This is a genomic window from Helicobacter magdeburgensis (assembly GCF_000765825.2).
Taxonomy (GTDB): domain Bacteria; phylum Campylobacterota; class Campylobacteria; order Campylobacterales; family Helicobacteraceae; genus Helicobacter_C; species Helicobacter_C magdeburgensis.
On record NZ_JRPE02000006.1, the window covers coordinates 1 to 15,059 of the forward strand.

Sequence of the window (15,059 nt, forward strand, 5' to 3'; positions counted from 1 at the left end):
TACAGCTTCTGCTAATGCTTTTGCTTCTTCACTTAGGTTTTGAGCAAAGTTAGAACTTGTATGCAGCATTTTTCTAATCTCTTCTCCTAGAGTATTTGTTACAACTTCTACTCTACCACTTGCATTATTGACTTCTGTGGTGAAGTCTAGTCTTGTATAGCTATCAAATACTCTTGCTATTTCATTGGTATCACTTCCTATTTTTGTTTGTAAATCATCAAGCATATGATTAAGCACATTTTTTAATTCATTTAATTGAGGATTATGAGGAGTTTCTGTAATTCTTGCTCTAAAGTCTCCAGATTCTATGGTTTTTGCAGTTAAAACTGATTGTTCTACTGCTTTAGAATCTTGCTCTAAGCCTAATTTTGTTTTTTGAATATTATCATTAATAGCATTACCCATTTCACCTAATTCATCTTGAGCCACAATCTTAAGAGGTTGTGGTGCATCTTTGCGTTCGTGGTTGAGATAAGAGAAGAAAGCGAGAAGTGTTTGGAGAATGAGCCTTATGCGCTTTGCTACTGAAGTGCGTAGATAAAGTATTGCGCCAATGACGATAATGAATATCGTGGCTGCGCTACACATAATAATAACCCACAAAAGCTTTATGAGTGATTCGGTAATAGATTTATTAGGGATATATGATAACACGTTCCAATAAGTACTATCCCCTTTAAGAGGCGCAACAGAGCGCATACCTATAACACCTTCTATTCCTGCAGCAGTGCGGTAGGGGAAAATACCACTTTTGCCCTCTTTAGCCGATGCAACGATATTTTTTGCTTCTTGAGTAGGGACAATATCAATAAGTTTTTTGCCTATAAATTGAGGATTCTGATTGACGAGGATAGTGCCATTTTCATCAATAACAAAACGTTGGTCGTTTGTAAAGATACGCGCTTCATCACTCAATAAAGGAGCGCCAAGAGTTGCAAAATTGACAAAGCAACCCAAAGCACCTATTGCCTTGCCATTTTTATTATGGATAGGAACAGCAAAGCCTTGTGCAAAATATTCTTTGTTTTGAAAAGTAATTGTTGTGGGAGCTGATATGCTTGGCTTATCGTGTGCAATGGCATTTTGGATAGATGTAAATTCTTTGATTGAAGTTTCAGCTTTAATTAAATTTGCCTTTTGCCCCCTCTTTCCATCTTGTTCTGCAAGTATAATAATCTCGCCTTTATCACTTAGCTGGGGAATAAACAAATACGCATATTTGATACTCTCTATATTGTTTGGAATGGCAGTAATAATATCCTTAAAGTCTTCCATATTGAGCATATTGCGTGCCACTTGAGAATCAATAGCTGTGGCATTAATAAGCAATGTATCTAATATCTCCGAAGAGACACCTTCTAGCAATGTGCCATAACGATAAGAAGCTTGATGTAGGATTCTATAACTTTCATTTTCAAGAGTGTTTTTTGAAGTAAGAATAATACAAACTGCTAAAACACATATACAAATAACAACGAGTGAAGCAACGACAAATGCGACTTTTGTGCCAACACTTAAGCGAGAAAATAACTTCATAATAAACCTTTTGTATGTTAGTATAACAAAGTCTTATAGAGTAGCAAAAAGATGTTTGAGAATCAAGTATAGCGGGAAAAGTGTTTTTATTTATGGTTGAAATGTAACAAAAGCAAATGTATAAACTTACAGGATTAAGAATTTTAATCCTGTGTAAATATATCCTTAGGCAAAGAGGGGTGCAACAATAAACCATAGCCCTACCGCAAATATTATCGCAAGTGTGCCGGGCACAATAAAGCTATGGTTGAATACATATTTGCCAATGCGCGTTGAGCCTGTGTCGTCCATTTGCACTGCACCAAGCAAAGTTGGATAAGTAGGCAATACAAAAAGTGCAGAAACTGCTGCAAAACTTGCCACGAGAATGTAAGAGGATTCAGGTGAGGCTGCGCTAATGCCAAGCGCACTAATGACTACGGGCATAATTGCTTTAGCGGTGGCAGCTTGCGAGTAAAGAAGCATACTCGCAAAGAAAAGTGCCACAGCCAAAAGAAAGGGGAAATCACCCACAAGACTACTTGCTAAATCCCCAATTTCTTTTTTGTATCCTGCCACAAAGGTGTTGCCGAGCCAAGCTACACCAAGCACACATACGCACGCTGTCATACCTGCCTTAAATGTGCTTGCTTCAAGGAGTTTGCTTGTTTGTATTTTGCAAAAAATTGTAATGCAAGTGGCAATGGCTAACATAAATGCCATAATTGCACCATCGCGAGGCAAACGCACAGGGTCAATGTAGCTTTTTACTATACCACTTAATTGCGCCAAGATTCCATCTTTTTGTGCCCAGTCTGCAAGGATAGAATCCGCATTTTGTTCTAAAAGCACAAGTTGAGATTCTGTAAAAGCAAGGGCTTGTTCATTTTCTTGTGTTTTTTCTATCGCCCCTAACGCAGTTTTTGCTTCCTCAAATGCTGTATTTAGCCCCCCCCCCTTGTGCGCTATTAGCTTTTAATTGCTCTTTTGAGTTTAAAAAAGCTGATTTGAGAGATTCTAAGGGCGCAATGATTTGCTCTTTATCTGCTGTTGCTTGTAATTTGCTTATCGCCTCTGCCTTTATGGAATCAATTTCCTTATCCATATACACAGGGATATTTTTGCTGACATATTCTAGCATAGGTTTGCGCACGACATCAGAGATTGAAGTAGCATAAATCACCACACAAAATACACCTGCAAGGAATATACCCACACTAAGTTTTGCACCTTTTTTAAGCTCAATATGTTGTGCGCCTGTTGATGGCTTGACAAGTCCAGCTTTTAATCGTTCTTGATAGATAATGTCTTTGCTTAAATCAAGTGGGAAAAATGTGCTTACTACAAGGGCTGTAAGCATACACGCTGCAAAAGTTGTAATAAGCCATACAAGGAGCAATGTGGGGTAATTCCACCCAAATGGTTCTAATGCGCCTGACATATATACGACTGCAGCACTCACGGGGCTTGCAGTAATAGCAATTTGACTTGCGACTACGGCGATTGAAAGCGGTGCAGAGACAAGCACACTCCAAAACGAGCCAGTATTACGCCATACTTCAAAAGTGGAAACTCCACCGATTGCTTTTTCGCCGTGGCGATTTATGTATTCATATACACCGCTTGTATGTGCGGCTTGAGCGTCTGTGATTTGTTTGAGTGATGGGTGAGTATTGACTTCGGCAATCTTTTTACCAAATAGGCTAATATCATCACTTGCTGCATAGACACCACCAGTTGAAAGGATTGAGATAAAGTCATTTTCATACACGCTATTTTCTTTATTTAGCACGATTTGCTGGATAATCGTATCAAGGTTGATTGACATACCAAGCACACCGATGAGCTGATTCCCGCTAAAGAGTGGCACAACAGCATTGACTGCGTGGAAGCTTTCACCCTCAAGGGTAATTTCAACAGGCACACCAAAGATAGAGCGTTTTTCTTGTATCGCATTTTGCACAGCTGGAAAATCAAGCACCTTAGATTCAGCATTAACACGATGAACGCCACCTATACGCGTATACGCGTAGGATCATCATCGCGGTAAATCATTAAATATCCACTTTTACCATTTTTAGAAACAAAATCTTTTTGCAAACCATTGTGAGCGTAAGGTTCAAATAAAAATACATAGGCATATTTTGCCCAATTTGATGTATCTAGCAGGCTTGATACACTTTCATCAATCGTCTTGTTATCAAGCGTGATTCCAGCTTTAAGAAAATTATTGATTACACCTTGTGTATTTTCCAAAAGCGCAAAACTCTCATCAAAAATCGGGGCAATGTTATTGGCGTGGCGTTTGGCGACATTATAGAGCATAGTTTTAGCTTCCTTATCAAGCGTGGAGCGAGATTGTGAGAGAATGACAATTGCCATAATACCAATGCAGACTAAAACGACAATAGCGACAATAAGATTCATTTTAGTGCCAAATTTGAGTTTTCTTAATGATGTAAGCATAATGACCTCCAACTTATTTCAAAAAAATAAGAAATAGTTGCGGTATTCTAGTTAATTTTTTTGAAAGAAAAAAGATCGTTGTCTTGAGATTATCCTATTTTTGTTTATTTTATTACTAAAATAAACAAAGGAGTAAGATAAATGTAAAAATGAGAATCTAGGCTCAAAATGCTGTGTTTTTATCGTAATATGTATGGAGTGAAAGAAGCTAAAACGCCATATTAAGGCTACTATGGAGATACGCATAAATAAAAAATGATATTTTCAAACAATAAGCAAACAGGTCGCCAAAGCCTTAAAGGCTTTGGAGTAGAAGGGCGTGGAGTTTAGCATTAAAGGCTTTAGCATTTTCAAGGTTATTGCCTTCAAGCACCACTGCCGCACCAAAGAGTAAAGTAGCACTTTGTGCGATTTTTTCCGCATTTGCATTTTTAAGCTTTTCAAAAAGTGGGTGAGTGATGTTAAGCTCTAAGATGGGCTTAGATTCAGGGAGTTTCTGCCCCATTTGTGCCATAAGATTTGCCATCATTGGATTGCTGTCTTCTTTAATCAGCGTGATTGGAGAATCGCCTAGTTGTGAGAGTTTGACTTCGCTGATTTGCTCTCCTAAGGTGTCCTTAAAGGCTTTTATCAGCGGCTCATAGGCTTTTTGTGTGGCTTCATCAATGCTTTGCTCCCCTAGCTCTTCTAAGGCTTCTTTGCTATTAATGCTTTTTAGCGGAGTTTTGTCATATTCGCCAACCATCGGCATAACAATCGCGTCAATCTCATCACTTAAAAGCAAAACATCAAAGCCCTTTTGTGCGTATTTCTCAAGCAATGGTGCATTTTTAATCGCTTCTTTATTTTCGCCTAGCATATAGTAAATGCTCTTTTGCTCACTACTCATTGCTTCTTTATAGGCTTTGAGCGAGATAGATTCCGCCTTTACACTCTCAAATCGCAAAAGTTCTAGAATCTTATCTTTGTTTTCATAGTCCCCATATAAGCCTTCTTTCAGCACTTTACCAAACTGCTCGTAAAATTTCTTATACTCTTCTTCGTTTTTTGCGATATTGGCAATCTCGCCTAGAATCTTCTTTGTGGAGGCGGATTTGATATTAGCTAGAATCTTATTTTGTTGTAAAATCTCACGGCTCACATTTAAAGGCAGGTCTTCGCTATCAATCACCCCACGCACGAAGCGTAAATATGGCGGTAATAGCTCCTTGTCATCATCAGTGATAAACACCCGCTTGACATAGAGCTTCACACCTGATTGATAATCCACGCGGTATAAGTCAAAGGGGGCTTTACTAGGGATATAAAAGAGTGTGGTGTATTCTAAATTGCCTTCAACCTTTGTGTGAATCCACTTCAAAGGCTCATTATTATCGTGTGAGAGTGTGGCGTAAAACTCCTTGTAGTCCTTGTCTTTAAGCTCGGATTTTGGAATCTTCCATAGGGCTTTAGCGGTGTTGATTTGAGATTGTTTCTCTTCTTTGGTCTCTTTTTTGGAATCCCCTTCGCCTTCACTTTTTGTTTCAGTGTAATGCAGATAGATAGGGAATGCGATATGCTGGGAATATTTGTGGATAATATTTTCAATCTCCCAACGAGACGCAAAATGTGCATCTTCATCTCGCAAATACAGCGTGATTTGTGTGCCTTGAGATTCTTTGATACACTCGCCAATCTCATACTCGCCCTTGCCCTCACTCACCCACGCATAGGCTTTTTCTTCCCCTGCTTTCTTGCTTTGCACCACGACACGATGAGCGACCATAAACGCCGAGTAGAAGCCCACGCCAAACTGCCCGATGAGTGCTGAATCTTTCTTTTTATCCCCGCTCAGTTGGTTAAGGAAGCTCTTTGTGCCAGACTTTGCGATAATGCCTAAATGCTCTTTCATATCAGATTCACTCATACCGATACCATTATCCTCTATGGTGAGCGTTTTTTTCTGCTCATCAAAGGAAATATCAATGCGTGGCTCAAAGCTTAGGGATTTGAGATTGTCCTGTGTGAGCGTGAGATATGAGAGCTTATCAAGTGCGTCAGATGCGTTGCTTACAAGCTCTCGCAAGAATATCTCTTTATTGGAATACAAGGAATGTATCATTAGGTCTAAAAGCTGTGTAATTTCTGTTTGAAATTGATGTTTTGTTGCCATTTTTTCTCCTTAAAGATTCAAATTGAAGTGGCAATCATAGCAGAAAATATTAAATTTTGCGTAAAGTTTATAATGATTATATAAACTTTAATGAGTGAGTTTATATAATTAAAATTAAGTTTTTTGTATAAGATTTGATATAACAAGGCAAGATTCTAAGAAATATGTATTATACAAGCCGAGTTGTAAGTAATGACAAGCTAGAATCTTGAGATTTTTAGCGTTGGGATTGAAAGGTGGATTCTATAAAATTTTACAGAATCTATGCCGAGATTCTAGGATAAACATAAAAACATAAAGGAAAAAAGTGAAAGTAGCTATTGTGCTGGGTGGTGGAGGCTCTAAGGGGGCATATCAAGTTGGAGCGTGGAGAGCGTTAAGAGAGCTTGGCATAAAGTATGATATGGTTACAGGCACGAGCATCGGGGCTTTGAATGGGGCATTAATGGTGCTTGGCGATTATGAAAAGGCTTTGGAGTTATGGCGTGAGATAGATATAGATAAGGTGGTGCTAAATGGGCTAAATCTCCGCACAGACTTGCAATATTATTATGAGAATAGCGAAAAACTTCTGCCCTTTATCAAAAGCTACAAGGATAATAAGGGTATGGATATTACCCCGCTTAAAAAGATTATTCAAAAATGCGTTGATGAGCGGTTTTTTAGCTCTAGCGTGGATTATGCGTTAATGAGTGTGAGATTCCCTAGCTTCGTGCCTGTGAAAAAATATAAAAATGAGCTTTCAATGGAGAATCTCGCTTCGTGGATTCTGGCTTCAGCTTCGTGTTTTCCGGCTTTTCCGGTATGTGAGATTGATGGAGAGGGCTACATAGATGGGGGATATTATGATAATCTCCCTATTCGCCTTGCCTTTGAGCTAGGGGCAGAGCAGGTTATTGCCATAGCGTTAAATCCAGAATCTCACCCCTTTAGTCATCACCCGCTTGTGAAAAATATTTACCCCCTTAAGCCCCTTGGCGGTATGCTTGATTTTGACAAAATGAGTATTGAAGAGAACTTGGAGCTTGGCTATTTTGACACGCTCAAGGCTTTTGGTAAGTTGCAGGGCTTTACATACAGCTTTTATCCTAACACTAAAGATATGCCACAATATCTTATGGCGATGAGTAGGGCATTAAGTGTTGTAATGCAAAAAGAATTGCACAATACAAAGGAATTGCCTTTTGCTTTGCATAAAGCTTTGGAATTTATTATGCCTTTAGAATCCAAGCGGATTTTAGAGCTTTTATCTCATAATAAAATGATGAGTGTGAATCTAGGCGAGATTCACAATGAAAAATCTCAAATGATTTTTAATCAATCAAAACTTGCTGTTATGGTGCTTTGCCTTGTGGAATTAATGATGGGGCAGTATGACTATGAGCGTAAAAGGATATATCATCTTAATGAAGTGCTAGATGGGCTTAAGGCTAAAAATACGCAAAGGCAGGAAAGGACGGAGTTTTTTCAAGCTTTGAATCTGCCAAATGTTTATCAAAGCGATGAAAAGATTATAGGGGCGTTTTTTCATCTCTTTTGTTTTGAGCTACAAGGTGGCGGAGTGTGAAAAGCTTGTGCGAGAAAGGATTTAATCCGCAGTTTCAAGCAAAATTTACGCCACAATGTAAGTTAGAATCTAAGTTAAAATTTGAAAAGATTTATATTGAAATAAGCGATTATTGTGGGCTAAAGTGTGGATTCTGTCCGAGTGCGAGTATGGAGCAACGGCGTGGGGCTATGGATTTAGAGCTATTTGAAAAGATATGTTATGAGATTCAGTCTCACACAAAGCGGGTGTGTTTGCATATTTTGGGTGATCCTTTGGGGGTAAAGGATTTTGCTTCTTATGTGGAGATTTTAAAAAAATATCATTTGGCAGTGGAGCTTGTTACCACAGGATTTTTCTTGCAGGAGTGGCATTTTGAGCTACTCACACAAAAGCCTTTTGTGCAGGTGGCGTTTTCTTTGAGTGCGTTTTTGGCAAATGAGAATCTTTTGAAAAAGCGGCATTTGGAGCAGATTCTAAAATTTTGTGCGTTTAATCTCTCTCAAAATTCGCCCATTTTTGTGAATCTGCGTCTGCATAGCGATGATATTTTTGCTGATAGTGTGGAATTTAGAGCGTTGTGTGGCTCTGTGGCTAGATTTTTTGGGCTAGATTTTGCGGTGTTTATAGAAAAGCTTACAAAAGGGCGAGTGAGGCTTGGAGCAAAGGTATTTGTCAATCCTAAGACTTCATTTGAATGGGAGCAAAGTGATGGGGCAAAACCTTATCAGCTAAAAGCTCAAAAAAGTAATATAAAAGTGTTTTGCTATGGGGCGATAAAGCAGTTTGGAATTTTAAGTAATGGCAATGTGGTGCCTTGCTGTATTGATTATGGTGGGAGGGTGAGCTTTGGCAATTTGAAAGAGCAGGGCATAAGGGAGATTTTACAAAGTAAAAAGTTTGTGGATTTTGCCTTGGCGTTAAAGCGTGGAAAAGCCCCTTGTGAGCTATGTGAAAAATGTGGATATAGGCTTATTTTGTAGCTCAAATAGAAAAAATGGAATTATTTTTGCTAACAATCCCTTAAAAAAGTAAAGCTTCATCTCTAAAAGGACTTAGGGATTTGATTAAAGGGATTTTATGAAAAGAATACTAGCAGTTTTGCTGTGCGTATGTGGATTTTATGAAGTGGCAAATGCAAATAATATCGCACAATTGCTTTTAACCGGGCGTCCAAGCGGACATATGGGCGTGTATTATCAAGGTATGACAGGTGGTGCGCCAAGTTTTGCTGATGCCAATGTATCCTTAGCCTATCAAACGCAACGATTTCAAGGTGTGGCACTTGGCGGCTCTATGTGGGCTGCAACAAAGCTATATCAAGCACACGGCGGAGATTTTTCGCAAGTAAAAGATAATTTTGTCCTTACAGAGCTTTATGCGAGTTTTGTAAATCCCAATCGCTTAAGCGTGTATGCGGGGAGATTCCAAACTAATAGCGAGTGGATCAAGCATTATACGCAAGGTGTTTCAGCGACTTATGAAGATATAGAAAATTTAAAGCTTGATTTTATCTGGGCGTATAAGAATGCGTATGTAACAAACTATAGAATGGATAATTTTACAAATCCATTCGGTAGTGTAGGGGCATTGTATCTGGGAGCAACGATTACGCTTCCTGAATCTCCTTTGCAAATTACCCCATATATTTATGCTGCTCCTAATGATTTTACCGCCTTTGGTGCAAAAGTGCTTGTGGCTGTGCCTGTGAATACTGCACTTTTATATGGGAAAATGCACTTTTTATCTTTTAGTGCTAGGAATGATAAGGTGATTGATCACTCAAGCACAAAAGGCGATGGGGGATTTGTATGGCTTGAGGGAGGGGCTAAGTGGCTAGGTATGAATGTTGGAGGGGGTGTTCTCTCTGTGGCTGAAAATGGGGCTAGGGGGATTGATTCATTTGGGCAGAGCAGTTACTTTGAAAGACGAGAGGGGCTTTTTTACAATAATGCCACATCACTTTATGGATTCTTAGAATATGATTTAAGGCAATATGTGCAGCTTGATGCGGCTATTAGACATACGAGCATAGGGAGAAAAAATATATTTAACTGGGAGATTGGACTTGTCTCTGAGCCTCAGCATAATATTAAATTGGGCGTGAAAGTTATAGGAATGATAAATAATGCCGATTTTACGCTTGATAATTCAATTTTTGCCAATGATGGTAAGAATTATCTGCTGACTCGTGTCTTTGCACAAGTTAGTTTTTAAATCTTTTTAAGGAGTTTGTATGAAAAAAGTATATGTCTCACTTGCTTTAGCCTCTGCTATGGCGGTTGGTGCAAATGCCGTAGAGGTGAATCCTTTTGGGCATTTAGGAGCATTTTATCATCAAGGGTTTGGTGGTTTAGGCACATTGAATGATAAAGGCAAGGAAGTGCAAAAAGCCTATGGAAATGTTTCTGCACGCGTAGGGATTGAGCTAGGCTTAGGCAAAAATATAAGCATTGGTCTTGGTGGCTGGGGTGCTTACCCATTCTATGATATTTCGCTTAATGATAGCGTTACTAAAAGTGCATTCCCAAATTATGCTGATGTGTCTGATGCATATTTTAGATATGATGGTGGGAGATTAAGCTTTGTGCTTGGACGCTTTGATATAGGGCAGTTTTTCCTAGGTGTTGATGGTAAAAACTATACAGGTGTAGATTGGATCTATGGTAATGTGCAAGGTGGTGCATTAAATGTAGATGGTGGAGCTGTGAGTTTATGGGCATATTGGAGAAACTCTCAACTTGGAGCAGGACAAGCTTATAATAGAATGGGTTATGAGCTTTCAAGTTTTGATACTTATCAACACCAAAAGGGCAAAGTTGGCGAACTTGCAAGTGGTGGTTTAGACATTAAATTTGGCGAAATGTTTAAGGTTTCTCCATTTGTAAGCTATCTTACAGATACAAACACACAGGTTGGCACACACGATATTTTGAATGCGGGTGCAAAAGCACAGCTTGATATTGGCTCTGGAAATGTGCAGTCAAAGACAATTTTGCGTGCCGTGTATGGTATGGATAATATCGTAGGCGATGGCAAAAGCACAAATGGTATAACTTTTTGGATTGATGAAGAATTGCGTTTAAATGAATGGCTAAAGCTTGGTGCAGGGTATATTTCAAATGGCAAAAACTCGCATTTGCTAAACTATGGCGATAGAGCAAGATTCTATGGCTATCGTGGCGGTATGAGTGGAGCTAGTGTAGGTGCTTCACTTGGCTATGGCGATACTTGGTATATCTTTGGTGGTGTTGAATCTAAGCGAGCAGCCCTTGATGTGCTTTACTCTGGTGGCGATTATGAGGAAATCTCTGCAGTTGGCTCACTCACGCTTTGGCAGGGAAATGATAAGATGTATTTCAAAGTCGGTGCTGGGTATGTTGGGACAGGCAAACAAGCGAGTGCAGATTCAACGCTTGGAAACGCACTTGGTGGTGTTTGGAATGGCAAATGGCAAAACTCTGCCCTTGCATTTGCTAAATTTGGATTCTAAGAATCTTATAAAGATTTGAGCAAGGCTAGGTCTCTAGCCTTGCAGCTTTCTTGTTGTTTTAAAGGTTTTGGCTTAAATTTACTGTAATTAAAGCAGGAATTAAAACATTTTTTGCTACAATCCCCAACTTTTTTACATCAACACAAAACAAAGGACATAGAATGAAAAAAGGAATCCACCCAGAATATATCCCTTGTAAGGTAACTTGCGTAACAAGTGGAAAGCAAATTGAGGTTTTAAGCAATAAGAGTGAGCTACGCATTGATATTTCAAGCTTTTGCCACCCATTCTACACAGGAAGTGATAAAATCACTGATATCACTGGACGCGTTGAGAAATTCCGCCAAAAATACAATATGAAATAAATCTATGCTGACACTTGTGCCAACCCCCATAGGAAACCTTGAAGACATTACCTTGCGGGCGTTGGAAGCCATAAAGTCAGCTGATGTAATTTTGTGTGAAGATACAAGAGTGGCTAAAAAGCTTTTAGAGCTACTCATTTCACGCAATATCCTTGAACTTCCAAATGAACAGAATCCTAAGGAATTTATGGATTCTAAGCAAATCAAATCCTTTCACTCACATAATCAAGATGAGTTTCTCTCCACCTTGTCGCAGGATTTTTTCAATGCAAATGTCGTGTATCTTAGTGATGCAGGAATGCCTTGTATTAGCGATCCGGGTGCAAAGCTTGTATCTTATGCGATAGAACATCATATTGCCTTTGATGTTTTGCCCGGTGCGTGTGCGTTAAATGTGGCATTTTGTGGCAGTGGCGTAGAATCTACACCATTTGTTTTTGTGGGATTTTTACCCCATAAAAAGTTAGAGCGACAAGCTAAACTTTTGCAAATTGCTAGGCTGAATATGGGCGGGGCGTATAGTGCGATTTGTTATGAAAGCCCACATAGAATCTTAGAGACCTTGCAAGATATTGCATTTTTACTTCCACATACTCGCATTGCCGTGCAAAAAGAGCTTACAAAACTTCATCAGCAGCGATATTATGGCACAGCACACGAGATTGGCACAATGCTAGAAGATTCTGTAATACGAGGAGAGTGGGTGCTTATCCTTGATTTTTCGCATACTTTGGAGCATAAGGAATATTCGCTAGAGTATGAGAAAGCTCTAATGCTTGATATTCCACCAAAGATTAAGGCAAAGATTCTAAGCAAGATGAGTGGTAAAAGTATCAAGCAATGTTATGAAGAAATTTTGAATGCGGAGTAGGCGGTGATTATTTATGGTAAGCAACCTATTTTGTATGCCATAGAGACTTGCCCTTGGAGTATTACAGAATTTTATCTCGCAAAAGAATTGCCTAGAGAGCTTTTTTCGCAACTTGCTAAATTAGATAAGCCTATCAAACGCGTGGATAATAAAAAGGCTCAAGCTCTCTCTCGTGGCGGCAATCATCAAGGGATTCTCGCGCAAATTATCCCGCCACAAGCCTTAAGTCTTAAAGAGCTAAAAGAGAAAGATTCACTTTTGGTGCTATGTGGGATTAGCGATGTGGGGAATATTGGCTCAATTTTTCGCACAGCTTACGCGTTGGGTGTGGGCGGAATAGTCATTTGTTTGCCAAGCCTTAGTCAAAAAGCGATAGAAAGTATAGTGCGTCTTTCAAGTGGAGCATTTTTAAATATGCCTTATGGGGTTTTTACACAAGTCTTTGATGTGCTAAATGAGCTTAAAAATGCAGACTTTACCCTTATAGGTGCGGATATGCAAGGGCAAGAGAGAATAGAAAATCCACAAAAATGGGCATTGTTTCTAGGAAGTGAATCTGTGGGTTTATCAGCACGATTGAAGCACAAACTTGATACAATGCTCTCTATCAAAATGGAACATCACTTTGATTCACTCAATGTAGCGGTGGCTACGGGAATTTTAATAGATAGGATTAATTATGCAGGGAAACATTAATACGCAATTACTTGATGAGGAACTAGGGAAGCTTAAGGCAATTGGGCTAAAGGAGCTAAGCAAAACAACTAAACTTGCGAGTTCTAAGATTGAAGATGTGCTAGAAAAGCGATTTGATAAGATTGATAGTGTGCGGGCAAAGGGCTTTATTGCGATTTTGGAGCGTGAGTATAATGTTGATTTGCGTGATTGGATTCTCTCTAAAGAGCAATTGCAAAAGCCTGATATAAGCAGTGTTGCGGAGGTGATAAGCAAACAGGATCAAGAAGAGCGATCTCAAAAACTCATTGAAAATGTAGCGATTGTGAGGGAAAAAGAAGAAGAGAGAAAGAAAGATTTACAAAAAGAGCGTGAGCATCATGTGATTGAGATTGCATTAAAAAATGAATCTAAAAGCAAGTCTCACGCAGAATCTTACTCTTGGCTTTATGTGATTTTAGGACTTGTTTTTCTTGCACTTATGGGATATTTTGCCTACAAGGCTTTTATGCAGGATAGTCCTATTCCGCCCACACCGCAAACTTCGCAGTCTAGTAGCACAGCACAAAATGAGAATGATGGGGGGTATGATGGTGTATTTTTTGATGCAACAAAACCGCTAGATAATGCCCCAACACAACAAGCAGATAAGCCAACACAAAATACACAGGAAGTGCAATCTCAAGATGTGCCTTTAGAATCTACAAGCAAGGATTCTATGCCACAAGCTTTAGCCCCACAAAATACAACAACGCAAACTCAAGAAACTTATCAATCAAGCCACCCGGAGCAAAATTTCTTTTTTAGCCCTAAGCCTAGCCAAGCAGATTCTCAAGCAGATAGTCAAAAGAAACCGAGTGATAATATCTTATATATCCAAGCCCAGCAGGATTTGTGGCTTGGTGTGATTAATCTTGAGACAGGAAGCAAGGAGCAGTTTGCATATAAAAATAGTTATGAGATTCCATTAAACAATAAAATGCTTTTTGTGATGGGGCATAGTGCATTTAAGCTCACACTCAATGGTGAGGAAGTAGCTCACGGGAGCAAACATCCAGTGAGAATGTATTTTGATGGCTCAAGCCTTGTAGATGTGAATTATACGCGTTTCAAACAGCTGAATGGTGGTCTTGAATGGTAAGGCTTATCTTTATTCTTTTTTGTATTGTAGCGGGTGCGTGGGCTGATGCCTTTGATGATAAGATAAAAAATCTAATGGGGGAGCAAAGCTACCAAACAAACGCAAATTTCATTAATAGAATCTTTGCAAATAGAAATATATACTATACAGGCGGACGATTGGATATTGCTAAAATTGTTTATGCACTAAAAAGTAATGGGCTACTTAGCTCACGCTTTTCTCAACCAAGCGAGGTAAAACTTAGCTTTAGTGCAAGGACTAGTCCCGTGCTGCTAACAAAGATTGGGAATAATATTTTAAGCACAATGGGGTATTCATATTTTGTGGTGAGTAGGGCGGAGCTAAGTGGGGGGCTTTCAAGCGTGGAATTTTCTTTTAATACCGAACATAGCCCTGATATGGGGATTATTATTGATGAGTTAGGTAAAAGGGGCTTTGTTTGCCTTGATATTAATCGTATCAATGCACAGAAGTGGGAATATATGCTTGAAGTCAATGAGCCGCGTCTGCCAAATACAAGATTTTTAGCAAAATCAGCAACACCACTTAAATGGCGTGATGCCTCCGGGGAATATTGGGTCAGTGTCAATACAAGCGGAGATTTATATATACAGGCTGTGGATTTTCCAAAATGGAATCCGCACATTGTGTTGTATGATAAGAATCTTGGCATTATAGATATGATAAGTAATGCTGGTAGTAATGAAAGCTTGAAAGTTAAGATTCCACAAGGTGTGAAGTTTGTGATGATTACAGATTATGATGGGGCGGAGAATCTTAAGGGTGGTATTGCTGTGAATTTGAAGTAGATTGTGAATCTAACAATAAGGAGAGA

Annotated in this window: 12 protein-coding genes and 2 pseudogenes; 9 read left to right on the forward strand and 5 right to left on the reverse strand. The window is 39.1% G+C overall.

The window, feature by feature from the left end:
• The 5 genes and pseudogenes from LS74_RS04970 to htpG all read right to left on the reverse strand — a co-directional run.
• Window positions 1–1,536 (reverse strand): HAMP domain-containing protein (locus LS74_RS04970; RefSeq protein ID WP_138128868.1); only part of this gene is annotated, 1,536 nt, incomplete at its 3' end.
• Between the two features lie 165 nt (window positions 1,537–1,701).
• Window positions 1,702–3,034, reverse strand: a pseudogene (locus tag LS74_RS11745) (anaerobic C4-dicarboxylate transporter family protein); the annotation flags it as partial.
• Window positions 3,035–3,376: 342 nt separating this feature from the next.
• A pseudogene (locus LS74_RS11725) lies at window positions 3,377–3,496 on the reverse strand (hypothetical protein); the annotation flags it as partial.
• Between the two features lie 32 nt (window positions 3,497–3,528).
• Window positions 3,529–3,981 (reverse strand): hypothetical protein, encoded by a 453-nt coding sequence (locus LS74_RS04980; RefSeq protein WP_034589040.1) that lies wholly within the window; start codon window positions 3,979–3,981, stop codon window positions 3,529–3,531.
• A gap of 295 nt (window positions 3,982–4,276) precedes the next feature.
• Window positions 4,277–6,133, reverse strand: a complete 1,857-nt coding sequence (gene htpG / locus LS74_RS04985; RefSeq protein ID WP_138128870.1) for a molecular chaperone HtpG — start codon at window positions 6,131–6,133, stop codon at window positions 4,277–4,279.
• A 307-nt stretch (window positions 6,134–6,440) separates the two neighbouring features.
• On the opposite strand from htpG, the gene LS74_RS04990 reads away from it, so the two are divergent.
• The 9 genes from LS74_RS04990 to LS74_RS05030 all read left to right on the forward strand — a co-directional run bounded on the left by LS74_RS04990 (window position 6,441) and on the right by LS74_RS05030 (window position 15,033).
• Window positions 6,441–7,700, forward strand: coding sequence for a patatin-like phospholipase family protein (locus LS74_RS04990; protein WP_034587391.1), 1,260 nt, complete (start codon window positions 6,441–6,443; stop codon window positions 7,698–7,700).
• Window positions 7,697–8,662, forward strand: coding sequence for a radical SAM/SPASM domain-containing protein (locus LS74_RS04995; RefSeq protein WP_034587393.1), 966 nt, complete (start codon window positions 7,697–7,699; stop codon window positions 8,660–8,662). Before LS74_RS04990 ends, LS74_RS04995 begins: the two co-directional genes overlap by 4 nt.
• Window positions 8,663–8,759: 97 nt before the next feature.
• Window positions 8,760–9,896: an Opr family porin gene (locus LS74_RS05000; protein WP_034587395.1), complete on the forward strand. Its 1,137-nt coding sequence runs from the start codon at window positions 8,760–8,762 to the stop codon at window positions 9,894–9,896.
• A 19-nt stretch (window positions 9,897–9,915) separates the two neighbouring features.
• Complete coding sequence (locus tag LS74_RS05005) at window positions 9,916–11,172, forward strand: hypothetical protein (RefSeq protein ID WP_034587397.1); 1,257 nt, start codon at window positions 9,916–9,918, stop codon at window positions 11,170–11,172.
• 161 nt (window positions 11,173–11,333) lie between these two features.
• Window positions 11,334–11,537 carry a 50S ribosomal protein L31 gene (rpmE, locus tag LS74_RS05010; protein WP_002956610.1) on the forward strand — a complete coding sequence of 68 codons (204 nt, stop codon included), beginning with the start codon at window positions 11,334–11,336 and terminating at the stop codon, window positions 11,535–11,537.
• A 4-nt stretch (window positions 11,538–11,541) separates the two neighbouring features.
• Window positions 11,542–12,408, forward strand: coding sequence for a 16S rRNA (cytidine(1402)-2'-O)-methyltransferase (gene rsmI / locus LS74_RS05015; protein WP_034587399.1), 867 nt, complete (start codon window positions 11,542–11,544; stop codon window positions 12,406–12,408).
• A gap of 3 nt (window positions 12,409–12,411) precedes the next feature.
• Entirely contained in the window at window positions 12,412–13,104 is a 693-nt protein-coding gene (gene rlmB / locus LS74_RS05020; RefSeq protein ID WP_034587401.1) for a 23S rRNA (guanosine(2251)-2'-O)-methyltransferase RlmB, read from the forward strand.
• Window positions 13,088–14,224 (forward strand): hypothetical protein, encoded by a 1,137-nt coding sequence (locus LS74_RS05025; protein ID WP_034587403.1) that lies wholly within the window; start codon window positions 13,088–13,090, stop codon window positions 14,222–14,224. Before rlmB ends, LS74_RS05025 begins: the two co-directional genes overlap by 17 nt.
• Window positions 14,218–15,033: a hypothetical protein gene (locus LS74_RS05030; RefSeq protein WP_034587405.1), complete on the forward strand. Its 816-nt coding sequence runs from the start codon at window positions 14,218–14,220 to the stop codon at window positions 15,031–15,033. The genes LS74_RS05025 and LS74_RS05030 overlap by 7 nt, the downstream gene beginning before the upstream one ends.
• The last annotated feature ends 26 nt before the right edge of the window (window positions 15,034–15,059 follow it).